Below are 22,663 nucleotides of genomic sequence, written 5' to 3'. Positions count from 1 at the left end.
CAGATATATGAAGAAGCTGCTGTTAAGTTTGTTGCTGCTGACAGGTATGCAAATGACATATGCCCAGTATTATAAAACAGATACTGTTAGAAAAGCACCCGTTCAGAGTGGATTTGATCCAAGCAAATTGATCTTGGGAGGTGCTTTGGGAGCCGTTTTCGGAGATTATACCAGTGTGGAAATCTCTCCGTTAGTGGGTTACCGCTTCAACAACTATCTCGCAGCCGGTATTAACATCAATGCGCAGTATGCACAGATGCGTTACCGGGATTATGGTGGTAATACATTAAGGCGTGAATCTTATACCGTTTTAGGCGGTGGCGTTTGGGGCCGTGTATACCCTATTCCACAGTTGTTTGCGCATGTGCAGCCAGAATACAATGCTATCTCCCAGAAAACCACTTATTACTACGATCCTACAGGGAATTATAAGCCTAGTACTACCAAAAGCAACTATGTGGTTCCCAGTCTCCTCATGGGCGCCGGTTATACCCAGGGTGTAGGCGGCAGAGTAGGTATCAGCTTCTCTATCCTCTACGATGTGCTGCAAGACAGCCGTTCTCCTTATAATAATGGTCTTATATACAGAGCAGGTGTAGGTCTGGGCTTCTAAGCCCGGACCTCTGTCTTTTATGAACAGATTAACCCTGTGTTAATTGTTTATAAATGCTAAACTTTATTTTAGTTGGTGTATTACCTTTGTCGTGTAATTAATACATAGTCAGATGGGAATACAGTTAGCTGTTTTTGATATTGCAGGAACGACCTTGCATGATGAGTCGAATGTTGCGCAGGTATTGCAGCATGCGATAAAAACTGCCGGTGTGGATGTTACACTGGATGAAGTAAATGAAGTGATGGGATATGCAAAGCCCTTTGCAATCCGTTACCTGCTCCGTGAAAAACAGGATGCCCGCCATGCGGATGATCAGTTTATCCATTCGCTCCATGAGATCTTCGTGGAAAAAATGAAAGCTCACTATGCTACTAGTCCTGCTGTTCGCGAGAAAGAAGGTGTTTCCGCCGTATTTGCCGCTTTGAAACAGAAAGGTATTAAAATAGCCCTGGATACAGGTTTTAGCAGAGATATCACCAATGTAATCCTACAGCGTACTGGCTGGCAGGAAAAGGGATTGATTGATGCCGTGGCTACCAGCGATGAAGTACCGCACGGACGTCCATATCCTTATATGATTTACCGTCTGATGGAGCAGTTGGAAATCGGCACTATTACGGCTGTTGCAAAAATCGGCGATACCACCTCCGACCTGGAAGAGGGTACCAACGCGGGTTGTAGCGTAGTTGCTGGTGTTACCACTGGCGCTTACACTCGTGAGGAACTGGCCAAAGGTCCACATACCCACCTGATTTCAAAACTGGACGAATTACTCACTATTATCTAAAATATTCACCTTCTCATGCAACAACAACAGGCGGAAGTAGCCGTAATCGGCGCCGGGATTGTAGGTCTAGCAATGGCATATAAACTGGCTAAACAGGGAAGAAAGGTAGTATTGTTTGAAAGGAACAGTAAAGCTATCAGCGCATCCATCAGGAACTTTGGTTTAGTTTGGCCTATCGGCCAGACGGCTGGTAAAATGTATAACAGGGCTATGCACAGCAGGGAAACTTGGCTGGAAGTGGCTGCGGCTACAGGTATCCAATGCCAACCTACCGGATCACTGCACCTGGTATACGAAAAAGACGAGCTGGCAGTACTGGAAGAATTCACCGGTAATGCTGCTGCAAATGGTTATGATTGCGAACTGATTACCCCAGCCAACATCGGAAAATATACCCAAGCTGTGAAAACAGAAGGTTTACTGGGTGCGATGTGGAGTAAGACAGAAATGACGGTAAACCCACGTCTGGCAAGTGCTGGCATCGCGAAATACCTCGGAGAACAAATGAATGTAACCCTTCGTTTTGGTACCGCTGTGAATGCGATCAATATGCCTTACATCGAAACAAAAGATGAAAAATGGAAGGTAGATCAAGTGTATGTATGTAGTGGGGCCGACTTCGAAACGCTTTATCCTGCTGAGTTTGCGCAAGCGTATATCACTAAGTGCAAATTGCAAATGATGCGTACCATTCCACAACCGGGCAACTGGCAACTGGGTCCTGCGCTCTGTGCTGGCCTTACCCTGCTGCATTACGCGTCTTTCAACAGTTGTACTACCCTCGAAGCGGTAAAACAACGTGTGGAAAAAGAAATGCCGGAATATGTAAAATGGGGCATACACCTGCTGATATCCCAGAATGGAGCAGGAGAGCTGACCATCGGGGATTCTCATGAGTATGGTCCTGACTTCGAACCATTCGATAAGGCATTCATCAATGACCTCATCTTGAAATATATGCACACCTTCCTCCAGGCGCCAGATCTTACTATTCAGGAGCAATGGCACGGCATCTATCCGAAACTGAAAAACGGTAAAACGGAGCTGGTATTCTCACCAGAAAAAGATGTTACCATCGTGAATGGCCTTGGTGGTGCGGGTATGACACTTTCTTTTGGCCTGGCCGAAGAAGTGGTGAAAGGAACTTACCAATAATCGTCTGTATTTACAAGTATGAAATGTCCTGCGGTGTGCGCTCCCTGCACGCTGCGGGGCATTCATCATTTCTATACTTAGTGTATAAACGAAAAACTTAAATTAGGTTATTGCATAAATATGCGATAAATTAATCACCGGTTAACCGTTGTGAACAATCTGGATTTTTTTTATCCAACCGCCAAACCAGCTTTAGTAAAACGATTCTGCAGCATTGTAAAAAAACTTTGCTGCACGTTCATAACGTGTTAAATGGAAAGCAGGTTTCTTTTAAGTTACCTGCTTTTTTTTGTTGCTCGCGGAGGCGCAAAGAAAAATAACGCAAAGGCGCAAAGAAATATTTTCGGTAAATTCCTCTTTGCGCCTTTGCGTATCAAACTTTGCGACTTCGCGTGAAAAAATTCCCTAAATTGGGCAACGCATAAATACTAAAGCATGAATGATAGATTAAAGAACCTTAAGGAAAGAGATTGGACGGAAACTCGAGCTCATTCAAGTTGGCAAATTTTCAAAATCATGGCGGAATTCGTGGATGGTTTTGAATCCCTCGCGAAAATAGGCCCTTGCATCTCTATATTTGGATCTGCCCGTACCAAACCAGGTAATCGTTATTATGATCTGGCAGAGGAAATCGCCTTCCGACTTTCGGAAGAAGGATTTGGTATCATCACTGGTGGTGGTCCTGGGGTAATGGAAGCTTCCAACAAAGGTGCACAGCGTGCCGGCGGTAAATCCGTAGGCGCAAATATTACACTGCCACACGAACAGTATCCGAATCCGTTCATTGATAACGACAAGCGACTGAACTTCGATTATTTCTTTGTTCGGAAAGTAATGTTTACCAAATATTCGCAAGGCTTTGTCATGATGCCTGGCGGATTTGGTACCATGGATGAATTTTTTGAAGTAGCCACCCTGATCCAGACCAAAAAGATGGAAGAAACACCGATGGTACTGGTAGGCCGGGAATACTGGAGCGGGCTGCTAGACTGGATTCGCAATACCATGATGGAAAAAGAACATAACATCGGTCCGGATGACCTCGGATTATTACAACTGTTTGATACAGCAGACGAAGTAGTGGAATACTTCCGCGTATTCTACACCACAAACAAACTCCGGCCGAATTTCTAATATTATCAAGCCTGATAAAGGTTTTCAACGCCATAGTTTCGCATAAAATGCGGTACTGTGGCGTTATCTTTTTATCATGCACATTGTAAAAGGCAGGTGTTCAAAGCTTAAGGGTTTTCTTTAGCTTTGCAGAAATTTTATATATGGAGCTGATACCAGTAGCTGTGGAGCAATTTTCAGAGAAATACACGACCCCCGAAAATGAGGCAATGTATAAGTTGCATCGGGAAACATATCTGAAAGTGGAGTTGCCGCATATGCTGAGTGGTCAGGTGCAAGGGCAGTTATTGAGTATGGTGAGCCATATGATTCGCCCTATGCGTGTGCTGGAGCTGGGAACCTATACTGGATATTCCGCAATATGTCTGGCACAAGGCTTGCAGCCTGGCGGCATACTGCATACGGTGGATATCAACGAGGAGCTGGAAGCGCTTTGTCAGAAATACTGGCAAATGACTGGTACTGCAGATAAAATAAAAATGCACATAGGCAAAGCCGCAGACGTGGTGGCATCGCTGGAGGAAGTGTTTGATCTCGTATTTATCGATGCAGATAAAGCAGGTTACGAACACTACTACGATCTGGTTTGGGAAAAACTACGACCAGGCGGTTTCATTCTGGCAGATAACGTTCTTTACCATGGCCAGGTGCTGCTCCCTGCGGATCAGCAAGGTAGCCAAGCCCGGGCAATGGTGAAATTCTGTGAGAAGGTGCTGGCCGACGACCGTGCAGAACAGGTGTTACTCACGATCCGCGATGGCGTGTTGCTAATCCGGAAGAAGTAAACACCGCTATGAAAAACGCCCATTAAATTCAACGATACATGCAGGTAAAGAAATTCTTGCTGGTGGTCAGTTTTCTTATAAGCACCGCTATGATGGCGGAGGCGCAGAAGATGACAACTCAGCAATACATTGCCACCTATAAGCAACTGGCTATTGAAGAGCAGAAACGCACTGGCGTTCCTGCTGCCATCACGCTGGCGCAGGGTGTTGTGGAAACACAGTCCGGCAACGGTACGCTGTGTCTGCAATCCAATAATCACTTCGGTATTAAATGTAAAAATAACTGGACAGGGAAAACCATCCGTTATGACGATGATGAGGCACAGGAATGTTTTCGTGTATACGAAACAGCGAGGGAATCCTACAGGGATCACTCTGATTTCCTTCGGAATAATCCTCGTTATTCCTTCCTTTTCCAATTCGATGGAGATGACTATAAATCCTGGGCATATGGGCTGAAACAGGCTGGTTATGCCACTAATAAAACCTATCCCCAACAACTGATCAAAGTAATTGAGGATAATAACCTGCAAAGATATTCCCTTATTGCTTTAGGTAAAGTAGTGCCAGATGCGGATGTAGAGACTTCGGGAGATGGCATTGCCGGTAACAGCGGCGGTTCCAGGCCAAGTGGTTCCACGAATCAACCAGGCAATAACAACACTGCTGCTAATAAGCCTCCCCGTAGCAGTAAGCCGGTAGCTGGTAATTATCCTAAAGGCGTTTTCGAAATTAATGGCCGTAAGGCTATTTTTGCCAAAGCAGGTACTTCCCTGATTGGCCTCGCCAGTCAACGAGATATCCGCCTCAGCAAACTGGTACGCTTCAACGATCTTCCCGGCGATGGCCCACTGAAAAAGGATATGATTATCTTTTTGCAGAAGAAAGGAAAAAGAGGTGGGAAGGATACCCATCTCGTGGCCAAAGGAGAATCTTTACACGATGTGGCCCAGGCAGAAGGGGTGATGATGAAATGGCTCCGCCGTCGTAATAAACTGCATGAAGGCGAAGAACCTGCCGCAGGCCAGCAATTGGCACTGACAGGCTTCTCCTCCAATACGCCTGCACTGGCTAAGAATACCCGCTACCAGGAAGAAGAAGAGGAAGAATATGTGGCGCCTAAGAAAGTGGAAACACCGCGCCAAGAACCTGCCAGACAAGGTGGAGTGGCTGCTGTGCCATCCAAGAAACCTGAACAGGAAAATACTGGCGGTATTCCAGTGGCGATGATAGAAGATCTGAAGAAGAACGGGGAAGTCACTACGAATAATCCACCAACAAAGGCTACCATGCCTAAACCGGTGCCTGTAGAGCCTACTCCAACGCCTGCACCAGCGCCAGTTCAGAAGAAACCGGCTACAGGAACGCAGCAGTACCACGAAGTACAGCCGAAGGAAACCCTCTACGGAATCGCTAAAATGTACAATAGGACTGTAACCCAGTTACAGGAATGGAATAATTTGCAGGGCTTTGATATCAAAATTGGTCAACGCCTGCTTGTGGGAAAATAAGTGCCATCTTTTTGGTGCTTTCAATTGTTTAAACTGGAAATGAGAAGTATTTATGTCGGTAATCACAGTGCATGACAAACAATTTCAACCCTATATCAGCGCATCAGAAATTCAGACGCGCATAAGGGAAATGGCTACCCAGATCAATCATGATCTGAAAGGTGAAAAGCCGTTGTTTATTGCTATCCTCAATGGTTCTTTTATGTTCGCCGCTGATATGTTTAAATATATCAACATCGATGCGGAGATCTCTTTTATCAAACTGGCGTCTTATAAAGGCACCAAATCCACTGGTAACGTGGTGCAGGCAATTGGCCTGGATGAAGACCTCTTCGACCGTACCGTGGTAATCCTGGAGGATATTGTGGATACCGGCAAAACATTGAGCCAGTTCCTGCCACAACTGGAACACCAGCAACCTAAAAGATTGATGGTGGCCTCTCTGCTGACCAAACCAGAAGCAATGGTACACCCTATCAAAATTGATTATCTCGGATTCTCCGTACCTAATAAATTCCTGTTGGGATATGGTCTGGACTACGATGGCCTGGGTCGCAACCTGCCAGAAATCTACCAACTGGTAGAGTAGAATGATCACTAAAAAGACTAAAAATCCCGGTTTTGTGCGCAAAACCGGGATTTTTGTTTGTATATCCTAGGTTAATCATGGTTATATCAGTATAAATTATTAATTTAATACATGCGAAAGTTGCTTTTGCTACTGATATTGTACTGTAATTTAGCTAACGCCCAAAGTAGCTGGATTTCCGGAGCAATTGAAGATAGTGCAGCCCATAGGCCCCTTTCCGGTGTAGCCGTCAGCGTTATAAACGATACTGCAAAGACAGTAACGAATAGTTATGGTCTGTTCAGGATTCCAATTGCCCACCCAATAGTACAGTTGAAAATGGAGCTGGCTGGCTATCAGACAAAAATCATCTACGCCAAACAAGATGACCGGTTGCTGATCTCCATGGCTCCCCTGCGCAAACCGATGGATGCAATAACACTGGCCAAAGCGAGGGCAAAAGTCTCCCGAAATAGCAATCCCAACTACACCAATGCCGGCATGGGCATTCATACTTTCTATAACGAAACCTATGGCGCCACGTACGAAAATAAGTTCCAGCGTCCAACAGTGGCGGCTGTATCCAACTTTGCCGTGGATGTAGACAGGGCTTCCTACAGTAATATCAGAAGATTCCTGCGACAAAAAGAAAAAGTGCCTCGAGATGCCGTGCGTATAGAGGAAATGGTGAATTATTTCAGCTATAATTATCCGCTTCCTCCTAAAGGGCAAACGATCGGTTTGTCGGCTAATTATGCTACCTGTCCTTGGGAGCCGCAGCACCAGCTTTTACAGATTGTGATACGCGCAGAAGCAGTGGATATCGACAGTCTGCCCTCTTGTAACCTAGTTTTCCTGATAGATGCATCCGGCTCCATGGATGCCCCCAACAAGCTACCGTTATTACAAGCCGCTTTCCGGGTGTTGGTGAATAATCTACGCGCTAAAGATCGGGTGGCTATTGTGGCTTATGCCAGCGAACCTGCTGTGGTATTGCCTTCTACGGCTGGTGATCAAAAAGAGAAAATCCTCAATGCGGTGGATAATCTCAAAGCAAATGGCGCTACTGCTGGCGAAGCGGCTATTAAAATGGCCTATAAAGTGGCAGAACAACATTTTATTTCAGATGGGAACAATCGCGTGATACTGGCTACAGACGGGGATTTCAACGTAGGCCGATCCAGCGATGAGGATATGGACGACCTCATCTCTAAGCAAAAAGAAAGTGGCGTACTATTGACTTGCTTGGGGGTAGGGATGAAAAATTATAAAGACTCCAAGTTGCAAATCATGGCCGCCAAAGGGAATGGCAACTTCGCCTACCTCGATAACCTGGAGGAAGCCAACAAAATATTTGCCCGCGAGTTTGGCAGCACTTTATTCACCATCGCCAGAGATGTAAAGGCGCAGGTGAGTTTTAATCCTGCTACCGTGAAATCGTATAGGCTTATAGGTTATGAAAACAAAGTGTTGACAACTGATATTTCAGATAAGGATTCCATTGCTGGTGGCATTATTGGGAGCGGACATTGTGCTGTAGCCTTGTATGAAGTCCAACCAGTAGATAGTATTTCGGGAGACACGATTCTGGCGAAAATCAAGGTGACCTATCGCAGACCGTTCCAGGCAGGGCCTGAAAGTAAAGAAATGCAAATATCGGCCAGTAGTATGGCATTTACAGATGCGTCTGCAGACTATCGTTTTGCCGCCTCTGTGGCCTTATTTGGGATGTTGTTAAGAAATTCCGCGTACAGGGGATGTGGAGATTGGGATATGGTGGAAAGTATGGCGAAGAAATCAATAGGAAATGATAAAAATGGCTACAGGCAAGAGTTTCTGAAGTTGGTGCGATTAGCCCGTAAACAGGAATAATTCCTTTTTCCTGCGGATACAGGAAAAAGGAATATTATTTATTTGATGATTTTATAGCAATAACGGATCATCTTCTGCTGGAAGTCGAACGGCAATGTTTGTGCCGTGATATCCTTGATGGAAGAGGCTTCTATCTGATCGGACTCCATCACAAAACGACGGTAGTTTGTACTGAAATAAATCACGCCGCCTTTTTTAGTAGCCAGCAATACTTTATTGAGCATCACCACATGGTCCCGTTGGATATCCAGGAATTCCTTCATACGCTTGCTGTTACTGAATGTAGGCGGATCTATGACTACGAGATCGAACGTATTTATTTTAAGTGTATCCAGGTATTGCAGTACATCTGCATGTACAAACTCGTGTTTGGAAGTATCTATATCGTTGATACGGAAATTCTCTTCCGCCCAGGCCAGGTAAGTCTTTGAGAGGTCTACAGAAGTTACTTGTGAGGCGCCACCTGCGGCTGCATACACGGAGAAAGAACCAGTATAGCAGAAGAGGTTCAGTACTTTTTTATCTTTCGCTTCGTCTCTCACCATTCCTCTCGTGATACGGTGATCCAGGAAAAGGCCCGTATCCAGGTAATCGGAGAGGTTTACCTTAAAATTGAGTCCCGCTTCATGGGCGATCATTTCATGGCTTTCGGTGCTGAGTTTTTCGTACTGGCTTTGTCTATTTTCTTTGCGCTGACGTTGTTTCACCCATATTTTGGAGGGTGCTACATCCAATACTTTGCTGATGAGTTCCAGGCAACTGTCGAGCCATGCTTCGTGCGCATCTTCCTCCATACCGTGTTTACGGTTATATTCCGCGATGTACACATAGTCTTCATAAATTTCTATGCTAAAAGGAAATTCGGGAATATCATCATCATACACACGATAGCAGGTGATGTTTTGGCGTCGGGCCAGTTTGGATATATGCCGGTAGACTTTCGTCAGCCGGTTTTCGAACATCTGCAGTTTATTATCCATAGTAGAAAAGATAAAGCTGAAAGCAGTGAGGAGTGTATAAAGATCGTCACTGTTTTCAGCTTAGAGGAGCCTGCCGGGGCAGGAGTTATATATCTGGGCAGCAGCAGTTGTTGCTGTTGGCTGCGCAGGAGATTTATCAGCTAAATATATCCCTTACCTTTTCGAAGAATCCTTTTTCAGATTTTTCTGGGTTAGGTTTGAAATTGTCGGAAGACATCATTTTCTCCATCATCTCACGTTCTTCGCTAGTCAGGTTTTGTGGCGTCCACACGTTAACCTGGATCAGTTGATCGCCGCGGTCGTAGGAGTTTACGGAAGGGAAACCTTTGCCTTTGAGGCGGAAGATTTTACCGCTTTGTGTTCCTGCTGGTATTTTGATTTTAGCTTTACCGTCGATGGTAGGTACTTCTACAGAAGTGCCGAATACGGCATCTGGGAAGGAGATATGCAGGTCGTAGGCTACGTTGAGGCCATCGCGTTGCAGTTCCGGATGTGGTTCTTCTTCAATCAGGATGAGGAGATCACCGGGAGCGCCGCCTCTTTCGCCTGCATTACCTTTACCGCTCATGCTGAGTTGCATACCTTCTGCAACACCTGCTGGGATATCGATGCTAACGGTTTCTTCGCCGTACATGCGACCTTCGCCTTTACAGTGGTTACATTTGCTGGTAATGATCTGGCCTTCTCCATGACAGTTAGGACAGGTCGTAACGGTCTGCATTTGGCCGAGGAAGGTAGATGTCACTTTTCTTACCTGACCGGAGCCGTGGCAGGTGCTACAGGTTTGGAAGGAGTTTTTGTCCTTTGCACCAAGACCGCCGCAATGCTGGCAGGAAACGTATTTTTTAACTTTGATTTTTTTGTTGGCGCCTTTGGCGATTTCTTCGTAGGTAAGGCGAATTTTCACGCGCAGGTTGGAACCGCGGGTACCGCGTCCACGGCGGCCGCCGCCACCTCCACCTGGTCTGCCGCCTCCGAAGAAGCTGCCGAAAATATCGTCACCGAATATGTCACCGAAGTTGGAGAATATGTCGTCCATGTTCATGTTACCACCACCTCCAAATCCGCCACGGCCACCGTTCATGCCCGCATGTCCGAAGCGATCGTATTGCGCGCGCTTATCAGGGTCGCTTAACACTTCATATGCTTCGGCGGCTTCTTTGAATTTCTCTTCCGCCTCCTTGTTGTTGGGATTACGGTCAGGGTGATATTGCATTGCCACCTTGCGGTAGGCCTTTTTAATCTCATCCTGTGTAGCTGTTTTTACAACAACAAGCACTTCGTAATAATCTCTCTTGGTAGACATTATAAAAAAAACTTATTGCTCCGAATAATCGGAGTTTTTGGTTCGGTAATAATTATTGTATTGCTGTCGGTTATCGGCATAGCAACAAATGCATTTATGCCACATCGTCATTTATTTACCCACAACTACCTTTGCATGACGGATTAATTTGTCATTCAGGTAGTATCCTTTTTGTAATACGTCCAGTACCTTGCCCTGCAGATCAGGGGTTGGGGCAGGAATTTCGGTAATAGCGTCGTGCAGATCTGCATCGAATGGCTGGTGGAGGCTTTCCATTTCTTTCAGGCCTTTACTTACCAGGTTAGTCTTAAACTTATTGAAAACCAGCATAGTACCATCTTTAACAGCGGCTACATCTGTGGCAGTTTCCATTTGTTTGGCAGCGCGTTCGCTATCGTCCAGAATATCCAGCAAAGATATGATTACATCCTTGCCAGCAGTCTGCACCAATTCCATTTTTTCTTTAGCAGTGCGTCTGCGGAAGTTGTCAAATTCTGCTTGTAAACGCAGGTATTTGTCGCGCAGCTCGGCAATTTCCTGGTCTTTTTTCTCCAGTTCACCAGATTCATCCAACTCATTATTCATATGCGAAGTTCCACTCATATTCTCATCAGCGTTAATATCTGGCATGCTGTTCTCATTTTCGGTATTGTTGATGTCCTCTTGATGCATGTCTTTTTCTTTTTCTGTCATAGTTGTAATGATTGTCTGCAAAGATAAGCAGTCAATTACTTTGCCAAGCCTTATTTGGCGACAAATTGACACGGAATTGATAGTATCTGGTACTTGCTGCCTGCTATTTCTTACCTTTGCACCTCGAATTGCGATAAATGACAAAAGTTTTTTTAAAGAAAAAGATACAAAACAGGGTATTGCAGGGACATCCCTGGGTTTTTGGCAATGAGGTTGGAGAGATCGACGGTCCGGTGAATGCTGGTGATATCGTGGATGTTTTCACTCATCAAGGCCATTTCGTAGGGCGTGGTTATATTAACCCGCAGTCCCAGATCTTAGTACGTATTCTTACCCGCGATAAAAGTGAGGAAGTCAATGAAGAGTTCTTCTATCGTCGACTGCTGAAATGCTGGGAATACCGCAAGAAAATCGGTTATCAGGAAAACTGCCGACTGGTATTTGGAGAAGCCGATGAGATGCCTGCCCTGATCATTGACAAGTTCAATGATTACCTGGTAATCCAGACGCTGGCCCTGGGTATGGATAAATGGAAAGGAGCGATCGTAGATGCGCTCAACAGAATCTTCTCTCCTAAGGGAATTTACGAACGCAATGATGTGCCAGTTCGTGAATTGGAAGGTCTTACCCAGCAGAAAGGCTTCCTCTCTGCTCCATTTGATACCAATGTTATCATCAATGAAAATGGCTTGAAGTTCCATGTAGATATTGAAAATGGCCAGAAAACGGGCTATTTCCTCGATCAGCAGGACAACCGTAGGGCTATTCAACATATCGTTAAAGACGCCGATGTACTGGAAGCATTCTGCTACACCGGAACTTTCTCTTGCCATGCCGGTCACTATGGTGCGAAAAGCGTACTGGGACTGGATATTTCCGAGCATGCCGTAAATACGGCTCGCCGTAATGCCCAACTGAATAATCTGCAGGATACCTGCAAATTCCAGGCGGTAAACGCGTTCGATCAGTTGAAACAATGGACTAGAGAAGAAAAGAAATTTGACGTGGTGATATTGGATCCTCCAGCATTTACCAAAAGCAGGGAGAATATCCAGAAAGCCATTACTGGTTATAAGGAAATCAACCTGCGTGGTATGAAACTGCTGAAGCCGGGTGGATTCCTCGTAACTGCTTCTTGTACCAACCTGGTACCGCCAAGCCTTTTCTTGGAAATCATTGATATGGCAGCGAAAGATGCCAAAAAGAAACTGCGTCAGGTTACCTTCCAGACACAGGCACAAGATCACCCGATCTTATGGAATATTGAGAATACTACTTATCTCAAATTCTTGATTGTAGAAGTACAATAATTTTTGCAATAGCAGCAGCAAAGAAGCTGTATCAAAAAACGGATTTGACGTCTGCGACGTCAAATCCGTTTTTTATTTTTTTGGTCGTCCCTGCCCGTTCGGGCAGGGACGACAGGCAGACGAGTCTCCAATATTAACAATTACCTCCTGGGCTTTGATCTTTTTGGTAATCCCTGCCTGTTCGGGCAGGAACGACAGGCAGATGAGTCCCCACAAGATTAACCAATTACTTTCTGGGTTTCTCTCTTTTTGGTAGTTCCTGCTCGACGGGCAGAAACTACCAAAAAGAGAGAAGCCGTCTCAAAACAAGAGACGGCTTCTTTCTAATATTTTTTCAGGTATAGCGTTATTTCACAACATTAAATTTACCAGACTCCACCAAGTTACCTCGTTGATCTCTCAGTTGATAGATATACAGCCCACTGTAATAATTATCTAGGTTTACGGATGTTCTTGTTCCAACCGCTTTCAGTTGGTCAATTTTTTTCCCTAGAAAATTATATACAATAAGATCGTATGTCTTTTCGTTATTATGAAGTTGCTGAATTTCAAAGTTTATGATAGAGGTAGCAGGGTTGGGATACAGTCTGACAATTTTACTACCCCCGTCCGAATTCGGCTGGGATTTATCGTTTTGCGCCTTTCCAACAAGGGTAAATAGGCAGAAAACAAGTGTGAAAAGGAGGGTAGAGGATTTTAACATAGTACTATAAAGATAAAATTATTTTCAAATATATTATAGTTTTTTGATTGATAAATCTCACAATTATTCAAAACCCACGCTTACGTAAATTTAACAAAAACAACGCCATTTGGTTATATTTTTTGCTCTTTTTATGTAAAATTTAACGCTTCCAGCCTGCTTTTTGCCCTAATTCTTTGACTTTCATTTTCTTTTAATGTTTAAAATCTTGGGCAATTCACACTCTCCAAAGTACTATTTCGGCTATTCAGGAAACCTTTAAACACCAGGGAAATTTCAAAGCCTCCGAAACTCTGGCTGGCAGTTCTCAATTTGGAAATATTCACATCATAGCTCATCCCTAATTCATACTTATCCATATCGAGCTTAACCGTAGGAATGATGGCGTCGTTCCAGCGAAGGAAGAGCCCGCCATAGATGCCTTTTGTAGATTCCAGCCCGCGGTCCATGAGGGCGTAACGCAGCATAGCACCTCCGATATATTCGGAGTAGGTGCCTTGATGCAGTTGATTGTATTCTGCCACTAACTTCACGCGCTCGTCCAAAGGAATCGAGATACCGGCGTTAAATGTCAGTTTAGTATTCAATACGATGGACTTATCATTGTAGAAGGAAACCCTCGGACTGTTGAAATGAAAGTAACCAGCGCCAATGTAGTAGTTGATGTCTTCCCGAAATACACTATTGTAACTCAATCCAAATCCGGCATCCAAATAGCTGTAACCACGGAGGGCCAGTCTTCCTTCCTCACCTGTAGGCATGCTTGGGTCAAAACGGCCACCAGTATATTGGTTGTCGAATGTCATATTGCCCAGATCAAACTGACGCTGTACAAAACCTCCCATAAAACCCGCAGACAGATAGCTGGTTTTATCCGCATTCAACGATTTGTGATAGTTGATAGCCGGCAGAACCTGCGTGGATTGTAACCTCGAAGTACCAGCACGGTCATAAGTGAATTGAAGGCCGGTTGTCAGGTAGTCATTTCCCTGGCCTACAGGGAATTTGATTTCCCCGCTTAGACTTCCCGTCTGGTACGGAATGGTCACTTTATTCCATTGGTTCCTGTATACTGCCTGTACCCGGAAATCACCATTGAAAATCCCTATCAGCGCTGGATTGCGGAGGATGGGTGTTTCATAGAACTGCGACAGGTGTATATCCTGCGCGGAAGCAACGCCTCCGGCAAGCAAGGCTATAACACAGCATAATATGCAATACAGGTGTTTCATGTTTTCTTACGTTACTATCTCAATAATGTTAAATTCCCTTTCAGTTGCAGGAAATCGTTGGTATCACAATACGCTTCTAGGAAATAGATGTATACATCGGAAGATTGTGGCTTCCCTTTGAATGTACCATCCCATCCTTTGCTTTTATCATCGGTGTTGAACTGTTCCCGGCGATATACTTCCTGTCCCCAGCGGTTGAAAATGCGCAGCGATTTCACGAAGCTGATGCCTTTTCCGCGTGGATAGAAAATATCGTTTATGCCGTCCCCGTTAGGGCTGAAAGTATTTGGAATATAAATGGCGTCGCTATTGCAAACCAAATCTACAGTAACGGTTGCACTTTTCGTACATCCGAAAGCGTTAGTACCTGTAATACTGTATGTCATTGGTTTGCGAACCGCCGCAGTTACCACTGGGCAGAAAGAACAATCCAGGTAGTCTGTCGGAGACCATTGCCACTTGATAATATCGCCGCTGCCGGAAGCCATTAGTTTTACCACAGAGCCAACAGGAACCGTTTGCGATTTACCGGCATCTACATCCGGTACTGGTTTCACATTCACTTTCACGGCCACTGGTGCACTATATGGACACATAGGATCGTTGGTGGCAGTTACTTGGTAAGTAATATCTGCAGTAGGTGTAGAGATGGGATCTGCAATGAGGTCGTTGGTAAGACCGTCTACAGGAGTCCATTTAAAATAGTTGGCGCCGCTTGCCTGAAGTTTAGTACTGCTGCCGAAACATACCATGATATCTTTGCTAGCCACAGTCAGCGCTACTTTCGGTACCACGGCAATATCTACAGAATCGCGCATCGTACAGCCGAAAGGGTTAGTGGCTTCAGCTAGGTAGCGGGTATTGGCTATTGGTGAAACAGTAGGCGTAGTACAGTTTACACAACTGATATTATTTGCAGTGAGCCATTGTATACTAGCGTCCGTGGTGGCGGTGAGCGTGGTGCCGCTTCCTTCGCAGATTTTAGCTTGGGCAGTGGTTACTTTCAGGAACGGTGATGGATTGATACTGATGGTTTTGCTGATGGAATCCATGCAGTTTCTTGCATCTGTGATCACCAGTTTCACTTGATAATCGCCGGAAGCCGAATATTTCAGGGCCGCAGGCGTTTGTGCAGTGGAGGTTTGACCGTTCCCTAAGTCCCATTTCCAGTTAGTGATAGGTGTATTCGGTGAGGTAACTGACGTATTATTAAAGGTAGACGGCTGACCCGCGCATAGGCCGCTGGCCAAAGTAAAATTGGCCTGGGGCGCCAGAATGCGAATATTCGCATTCCTCGTTACGATATCATCGCAATACGCAGGATTGTTGTATTTGATAATTAGTTGGTCATCGAAAGTGCCGGCAGTATTCATAGTTTTGGTGTAACTCTGTTCCGGACCCGTGTAAGTAGTGCCGTCTCCAAAGTTCCAGGTATAAGAAGCCACCAGTTCTTGTGGTACGTTCAGTACTTCGTAAGTAATCTTGTTACCTCTACAAATAGCGCTTACGCCAGTGGTGAAATCAGCCAGGAAATAATTTACCGTCTGGAAGCTGCTGTGAGAGCAGGTTCCGTTATTGTCGAACACCGTTAAACGAACCGTGTATTTTCCGGGAACACTGTATCTGTGGGTGGCATCTTTCGTGGTTTCAATGGGTGAGTTATCGCCAAAGTCCCACTGATAGGTAGCTGCCGCAGAAGCATTAGAAGAAGTATTAGTAAAGCTAAATTCGGTTTTCACCGAACAGTTACGGATATACGAAAAAGAAGAAACCGGTCCGTTGATAGTAACAGGTATAGAAGGAGCGCTGGTATAACAACCATTGCTGCCAGCTTTCATATTTACGATCAATGTACCGTTGGCATTGAATCCATGTTTAATATCGTTGGTAGTAGTTTCTAGGGTGCTACCATCGCCGAAATCCCAACTATAGGTATCCGCATATTGCGCATTTGCGAGCAGGCGGATAGGTTCGCCGGTGCAGGCATTCGTAGGGGAAGCCGTAAAACTGACACCAATCGGTGGATTCCCGGTATGTACTTGTTTATCGAATGAAGTGCGTACTGTACATCCACTGGCGGTTTTTACGGTAACTGCTACTGCGTAAGTGCCTGTTTGCGTATAGGCGTGACTGATAGTAGCCCCACCATTTTGAGCCGGACTTCCATCGCCAAACTCCCATGTGTAACCCATTACAGGGTCATTTACGATGTTGGTGGAAGTGGCTGTAAAGTTGGCCGTGTAAGGAACACAACCTGCTACTGGCGTGCTCAGTTGAAGGGTAGGCAATGAAACATTGATGTAGGCTGGTTTTATGAGTTGTGAAGAACAACCATTGCTATTGGACACCGTTACTTTTACATCAAACTTCCCCGCTTTCGTATAGGCGTGTGTGATAGTAGCTCCAGTAGTGGTTACTGGAGTTGTACCATCGCCGAAATCCCATACGCGGTTAGTACCACCGGGCGTTTGATCGGTGAATGTGGCGGTATAGAAGCTACAACTTTGGGTCACGTCTGCCGAAAAATTAACCGCAGGAATATCCCCGATCGTAAATGTTTTATAAACTGAGTTATCCACATTGTAGTTGTGTGCCGTTAACGTGATTTTTTTCACGCCGCCGGTGGAATAGGTCACTGTTGGGTTGGCATCGGTAGAAGTTCGTCCGTCGCCGAAATCCCAGGTATAGGTCAGAGCTGTACCTGTAGAGGTATTCGTCAGAGAGACGGTTACGGGAGCACATAAGGACGCAGGGGAAACGGTATATTTGAAATCGACCTGGGCAAACAGGAGATTACCTGTCAGCATGGCTGCCAGCAACAATAATGTTCGTAAACATCTTGGCTGAGGATAGTTCATAGGAATCGGCGGTTTTTCTCAATTGCGTCCACAAATTAATGAAAAAAACGAATAATGACCTATTGTATCTGTTTTGTGCTGATAATCAATTTATTGCCTATCTTAAAAGCGTCAAATTACCTTTCAAGAGTCCTGAGCCTCCTGTATCACAGATGACTTCCACGAAGTAAACGTATACATCCGGTGGGAGCATTTCTCCTTTGAAGGTGCCATCCCAGCCTTTGGAAATATCATCGGTGTTAAAGTTCGTTCGTTCAAAAACCAGTTGTCCCCAGCGGTTGAAAATTCGCAGCGACTTCACTTCCTGCACGCCACGGCCGCGGATATAGAAAATATCGTTCACCCCGTCTTTGTTGGGAGAGAAGGTATTGGGAATAAAAATATTAGCGTTGTCACATATCACTTTGATATTGAGTGTGTCACTATTCGTACATCCGTAATAGTTAGTGACGTCTATCACGTAGGTCGCGTCTCCTTTAGGCGTCAAGATAGGATTGGCGCAATTGGAACAACTGAGGTTATCTGGCGGTATCCATTGAATGGAAGTAACATCTGCACTGATATTTGGCTGCAAAGGCGTGATGGAACCATTAGATAACGTAAGATCAGGCCCTGCGTCTACCGTAGGTTTCGGTTTAACGATAACACTGGATGTTGCCTTTATATGGAAGCAGTTATTGGAATCGGATCCAGTTACTACATAATCTGTGGTTACCAGTGGAGAGGCAACCGGGTTAGGAATATCTGTCCGGTTGAGGCCAAGGGCCGGCGACCAGGAGTATTTATACGCACCGCTTGCATTCAGTTGTATACTGTTTCCAATGCAGATGACCTGATTAGGAATAGTCAGCATATTGAAAGGTTGTGTAACCGTGAGCGACACGGATTTTTCATTTTTACAGCCAAAAGGACTTGTTGCAATAACCGTGTAAGTGGTGTCTGTTTCGGGAGATACCAGTGGCGTTTTTGATGTTGGGTTATCGATTTTATAGTTGGTCCATAATACGGATGCATTCGCATCGGTATTGGCAGACAGTTGTAGGCTGGAACCACGACAAACATTCGCCAGCGTTGGTGTAGGAGATAATAACGGTGTTGGGTGTACGCTGAACTGAGCAGTGGCGATATCAGGACAACTACTATCTGCATTGGTGATCGTCAGTTTCACAGGAATGACGCCTGGCGTATTACCAGTGTAATTAAACGGAGTGATGTTATGGTTTGTTATATCGCTGCCTACATTCCAGGTCCATATTACATTTGGTACTCCTCTTAATTCTTTGCCGCTGATAGCAACTGTTTCTGATTGGCAGATATCTGGGATACTGTCTATACTGGCTTTGGGCTGTTGGGGTATGATTACTGTTTTAATCATTTCAGCCTGACAGCCATAGGCGGTGGTAATATCTAGTTTAACCGTGCTGGTGCCTGGTGTAGGATAGGTGAATGTAGGATTCCTGGTAGTGGTAGTATTGCCTGGAAGTCCGGGCTGGCCAAAGTTCCAGTTACTGGTATAAGGCATATTCAGCACATCTTCTGTAAGGGTTTTTGACAGATTGGTGAACTTGACCACACCTCCACCGCAAGCCATGGAATTATCGATAGCAAAATCGGCGGTTGGTTTATCCACCGTGATTTTTCCGTTGATGAAAGCGGGTACAGAACAGCCTTTGTTGTCCGTCAGGATTACGCGTGGTGTAAAGATGCCGGCATTTTCATAAGTGTGAGGAGGGGAGGCTGGTGAAGATGTTGTCTCCACAACACCATCATCAAAATCCCAGGCGTACTTTACTGTTTTCACCGCATTGGCTGTCATTCCCACTACCAAAGGAGCGCAGCCATGATCGGGATTAAAAGTAGCGGTACCATCAGGACCATCCACTGTCAAGGTTTTTTTCACCTGGTTGCTGCAACTTTCCCGGGTGTATACGGTAAGTGTGATGACATAAGTGCCCGGACGGGAATAGATATGTCCATCGGGAGTATTGTTTGTAGAAGAACTACCATCTCCGAAATCCCATAATGAACGTACGAAATCCGTAGAGTTATTGGTGAATGTTACTGTCACGGGCGGGCATGGCAGGTAAACCTGTGGCATGGTGAAATCTGCTTTGGGATTCGGTACGCGCAGGTTTTGAGTAGTTGAATCCATACAGCCCTTGGCACTGGTGATTTTCAGTTTGATCGTGTAATTACCTGGTGCTGTATATGCTTTAATCGGACTGGTTACTATGCTGGTGGTACCATCTCCGAAGTCCCATGCAGAACTGGCAGCACCGGTAGAAGTATTGTAGTAAGTACGCATTTCATTGATACAAGGTTCATTCGTACTCATGGTGAAGCTGGCGCTGTTAGGGTCCAGTTGTACGAATTGGGAGACTGCAGCCGTACAGTTGTATTTGTCTGTCACCAAGAGTTTTACGGTATATCCGCCATCACTTGTGTACTGATGTGTGGTGGTAATCGGTGTATTCGTTAACGTTACTGGTGGTGTATTATCTCCGAAGTCCCATTTCCAGTTAACCAGTTGGTTGCCGGCATTTGTGGAGGAGTTATCCGTAAAAGTGATATTTGAATTACGACAAGGTTTTCCAGAGATGGTAAATTTTGGAATAGGTCCGTTTACTGTTACTTGTTGAGTGTTGGATTGTCTTTTACAGTTGTTCAGGTCGTATGTCGTTGCTTGCATGGTATAAACGCCCGGCTTGGCGTACGTGTGTGCAATTGGGGTGTTCCAACCAGCGAAAAACAAGGTAGTGCCATCTCCCCAATCTATCGTATAACCTCCTTGTAGGGAAGGATCATTGATGACAGCAGTAAGGCTCACAGGATTACCGATACAAACTGCATTTGCGCTACTGGTGATAGTAGGCGATTGATTGATGATATAGATGCTATCTGCAAATATGTTATCGCAGACAGTATTGCTCACTTTTAGGGTGACCTTGTAACGTCCTTGATTTGCATAGGTATGGGTAGGATTAGTGGTAGTTACCACAGGTGTTCCGTCGCCAAAATTCCATTCCATGAGGTGAGGTAGCGTTGTGTCTGTACCCCATTGAGATTGGTCTTGAAAGGTCCTGTTCATAGGGGTATCGCAGTTCGGGGTTGCATGCCACAGCGCGATTGGCGGTGTTACAATCACGATATCTGATTTGATCAGGGAATCTTTACAACCATAGTTATTTACCATTAGTTGTACCGATTGTTTTCCGATCGTGTGGAAATAATACAGTGGGTTTTGAACTGTGCTGCTACCTCCATCAGTCAGGAAAAGCCATTGCCAGCTCGTGCCTTTATGATTTGATAAATTAGTAAACTGAACAGGGTCCTTTGCACAAACGATAGATGGATTGGCAGAGAAATCGACCACTGGTTTGAAACCCGCTCTCAGTGAGGAGGTCGCTGTATTTTTACAACCATTGCTAGTGGTGAAGTTGAGGGTGACAATAAAATTGCCTTCAGTGGTGTAGGTATGCATGGGGTTGGCGCCTGTGCCAGTAGTACCATCGCCGAAATTCCAAGAATAGTTGGTGATTGTTTCACCTGGCCTAGTATGGGGTGTTGTATTGAAAGTTACATCCAGGGGTATACAACCTTCAATTTTGTCAGGGGTTATTGTTGCTGTTGGCAATGAGTAGTTCAGTGTTACAGGGGTAGTTGCCGTGCAACCGTTTGCTGTGGTGGCCGTCAGTGTGGCGGTGTAAATATTGTTGGCGGTATAGCTATGTGTTGGATTCATAGTTGTTGAAACAGGGCTGCCATCGCCGAAATTCCAGGACCAGCTTACCGAATTGCTATTGGAGACACTGAACTGCGTAGTAGGTGGTATCGCGCAGCTATTATCCGGCGCAGCGAATGGCATATCTGTTGGCGCTGGATACAGTGTGACCGGCAAGGTTATAACATCTGCACAACCATCCAGGGCTATAGACAAGGTTACCCCTTGGCCGGAAATGTTCATCACATGTTGTGTATTCAAGGTGTTGGCGCTGGTGCCATCTGGGAATGTCCAGACGGAAGAGGTAGGCGTAGGTGTTGAAGTATTGGTAAACTGTACCAGTTGACCTGGGCACACCACTGAATAGGTGAAGTATGGTTTCGGACTGCCGATATTGATATAGTTATTTAGTGTTGTTGAATTGCTACAAACCCCATTGGTGGCTGTTAACGTGACCGTATAGCTGCCTGTATTTAGATAGGTGTGGCTAGAGGAATTTCCCGTAGAGCCGTCGCCGTAGTCGTAAGTGAAAGTGAATGCGTTATTAGGGTTCGGCGTATTGTTGATGAAGTTGGCATTAAATGGGGCGGTGCAACTGTTTGGTTTTACCGCTTGAAAAGTGGGTGCTGGTGGTGCGCTACGGATGGTTATCGGCAGCGGTGTACTGCTGGTGCGGCAGCCCCAGTTACTGGTAACGATAGTGGTTACATTGAACTGGCCGGAGGCAGTGTACTGATGCCCAACCGTTGCACCACCTACCGTTGTGATGATGGTACCATCCCCCATATCCCATTCCACAGAAGGGATGGTACCATCTGATACGTTGGATAGATCTGTAAAGGCGATGAGTGTTTGTGGGCAGGCGGTAGTAGCTGTGGCTGCGAACTTGGCATTAGGTACATCATGCACCACGATGTCCAGACTTTTGGTAATAGGTCCGGATGGGTAGTTAGCTGTAAAAGTTACATGGTATGTTTGGGGGACAGTAAAAGTTTTCTTGGGGTTCAGCAGGTTATTGACTGTTGAACCCTGATCGAAAGTCCATAAATAGCTGGTGTACCCTGGATCCAGGGTAGCATTAAAGCTGACTAGCAAGGGTACGCAGCCACTAGTAGTGTCGGCGCTGATAACCACATTTTGTGCATGCACATGGGAAATTCCAGTCAGTAATACCAGCAGAAAGATAACGCAGCTTTCATAGAATCGGTTGATATATTTCATGACGTTTGCATGTCAAGACCCGATCATAGTAATAAATGAAATACCTAAATTGTTTAGGGCTGCATCATAATCTTTTGAAGGGAAAGTGATTTTAAATGGAGGCTTGCTTTAGCGGTCTCTACAAAGGAACTACGTATATTCATTCCCGGTGGAGGTAACAGTTGTAAAGCAACATCTCCCTGGGATCAGGGAGATGTGCTGATAATCAATT

General features: G+C 45.3%; 16 protein-coding genes. 9 read left to right on the top strand and 7 right to left on the bottom strand.

Annotated features, from left to right (window positions below; genetic code table 11):
• Positions 1-7 precede the first annotated feature (7 nt).
• The 8 genes from JO154_RS23985 to JO154_RS23950 all read left to right on the top strand — a co-directional run bounded on the left by JO154_RS23985 (position 8) and on the right by JO154_RS23950 (position 8,428).
• Entirely contained in the window at positions 8-613 is a 606-nt protein-coding gene (locus tag JO154_RS23985; RefSeq protein WP_291950843.1) for a hypothetical protein, read from the top strand.
• 112 nt (positions 614-725) lie between these two features.
• Complete coding sequence (locus JO154_RS23980) at positions 726-1,403, top strand: HAD hydrolase-like protein (protein ID WP_291950841.1); 678 nt, start codon at positions 726-728, stop codon at positions 1,401-1,403.
• Positions 1,404-1,418: 15 nt separating this feature from the next.
• Positions 1,419-2,558 carry a TIGR03364 family FAD-dependent oxidoreductase gene (locus tag JO154_RS23975; RefSeq protein ID WP_291950838.1) on the top strand — a complete coding sequence of 380 codons (1,140 nt, stop codon included), beginning with the start codon at positions 1,419-1,421 and terminating at the stop codon, positions 2,556-2,558.
• A 516-nt stretch (positions 2,559-3,074) separates the two neighbouring features.
• Positions 3,075-3,692, top strand: a complete 618-nt coding sequence (locus JO154_RS23970) for a TIGR00730 family Rossman fold protein (RefSeq protein WP_291950833.1) — start codon at positions 3,075-3,077, stop codon at positions 3,690-3,692.
• Positions 3,693-3,835: 143 nt separating this feature from the next.
• The gene (locus JO154_RS23965) at positions 3,836-4,477 is read left to right on the top strand and encodes an O-methyltransferase (RefSeq protein ID WP_291950830.1); all 642 of its coding nucleotides are present in this window, start codon (positions 3,836-3,838) and stop codon (positions 4,475-4,477) included.
• 38 nt (positions 4,478-4,515) lie between these two features.
• A complete protein-coding gene (locus JO154_RS23960) occupies positions 4,516-5,988 on the top strand; it encodes a glucosaminidase domain-containing protein (RefSeq protein ID WP_291950828.1) in 1,473 nt (490 codons plus the stop codon).
• A 52-nt stretch (positions 5,989-6,040) separates the two neighbouring features.
• Complete coding sequence (gene hpt / locus JO154_RS23955; protein WP_291950826.1) at positions 6,041-6,577, top strand: hypoxanthine phosphoribosyltransferase; 537 nt, start codon at positions 6,041-6,043, stop codon at positions 6,575-6,577.
• A 111-nt stretch (positions 6,578-6,688) separates the two neighbouring features.
• Positions 6,689-8,428, top strand: a complete 1,740-nt coding sequence (locus JO154_RS23950; protein ID WP_291950823.1) for a von Willebrand factor type A domain-containing protein — start codon at positions 6,689-6,691, stop codon at positions 8,426-8,428.
• 38 nt (positions 8,429-8,466) lie between these two features.
• On the opposite strand, the gene JO154_RS23945 is transcribed toward JO154_RS23950, so the two are convergent.
• The 3 genes from JO154_RS23945 to JO154_RS23935 all read right to left on the bottom strand — a co-directional run bounded on the left by JO154_RS23945 (position 8,467) and on the right by JO154_RS23935 (position 11,407).
• On the bottom strand, positions 8,467-9,408 hold the full coding sequence (locus JO154_RS23945; RefSeq protein ID WP_291950821.1) for a class I SAM-dependent methyltransferase: 942 nt from the start codon (positions 9,406-9,408) through the stop codon (positions 8,467-8,469).
• 136 nt (positions 9,409-9,544) lie between these two features.
• The gene (gene dnaJ, locus JO154_RS23940; RefSeq protein WP_291950817.1) at positions 9,545-10,714 is read right to left on the bottom strand and encodes a molecular chaperone DnaJ; all 1,170 of its coding nucleotides are present in this window, start codon (positions 10,712-10,714) and stop codon (positions 9,545-9,547) included.
• Positions 10,715-10,825: 111 nt separating this feature from the next.
• Positions 10,826-11,407 carry a nucleotide exchange factor GrpE gene (locus tag JO154_RS23935; protein ID WP_291950813.1) on the bottom strand — a complete coding sequence of 194 codons (582 nt, stop codon included), beginning with the start codon at positions 11,405-11,407 and terminating at the stop codon, positions 10,826-10,828.
• A 137-nt stretch (positions 11,408-11,544) separates the two neighbouring features.
• Here JO154_RS23935 and JO154_RS23930 point away from each other — a divergent pair, with 137 nt between their 5' ends.
• Positions 11,545-12,717, top strand: a complete 1,173-nt coding sequence (locus tag JO154_RS23930) for a class I SAM-dependent rRNA methyltransferase (RefSeq protein ID WP_291950810.1) — start codon at positions 11,545-11,547, stop codon at positions 12,715-12,717.
• Between the two features lie 346 nt (positions 12,718-13,063).
• Here JO154_RS23930 and JO154_RS26565 read toward each other — a convergent pair whose 3' ends face one another.
• The 4 genes from JO154_RS26565 to JO154_RS23915 all read right to left on the bottom strand — a co-directional run bounded on the left by JO154_RS26565 (position 13,064) and on the right by JO154_RS23915 (position 22,452).
• Positions 13,064-13,420 carry a T9SS type A sorting domain-containing protein gene (locus tag JO154_RS26565; protein WP_366935599.1) on the bottom strand — a complete coding sequence of 119 codons (357 nt, stop codon included), beginning with the start codon at positions 13,418-13,420 and terminating at the stop codon, positions 13,064-13,066.
• Between the two features lie 200 nt (positions 13,421-13,620).
• A complete protein-coding gene (locus JO154_RS23925) occupies positions 13,621-14,652 on the bottom strand; it encodes a PorP/SprF family type IX secretion system membrane protein (protein WP_291950806.1) in 1,032 nt (343 codons plus the stop codon).
• Between the two features lie 14 nt (positions 14,653-14,666).
• Complete coding sequence (locus tag JO154_RS23920; RefSeq protein ID WP_291950803.1) at positions 14,667-17,510, bottom strand: PKD domain-containing protein; 2,844 nt, start codon at positions 17,508-17,510, stop codon at positions 14,667-14,669.
• A gap of 97 nt (positions 17,511-17,607) precedes the next feature.
• Positions 17,608-22,452, bottom strand: a complete 4,845-nt coding sequence (locus tag JO154_RS23915) for a PKD domain-containing protein (RefSeq protein ID WP_291950800.1) — start codon at positions 22,450-22,452, stop codon at positions 17,608-17,610.
• Positions 22,453-22,663 lie beyond the last annotated feature (211 nt).

The sequence above is a fragment of the Chitinophaga sp. genome (genome assembly GCF_019236475.1).
Lineage (GTDB): Bacteria > Bacteroidota > Bacteroidia > Chitinophagales > Chitinophagaceae > Chitinophaga.
The sequence above is the reverse complement of the archived record's forward strand: the minus strand, read 5'-3'. Positions and strand labels throughout refer to the sequence as shown.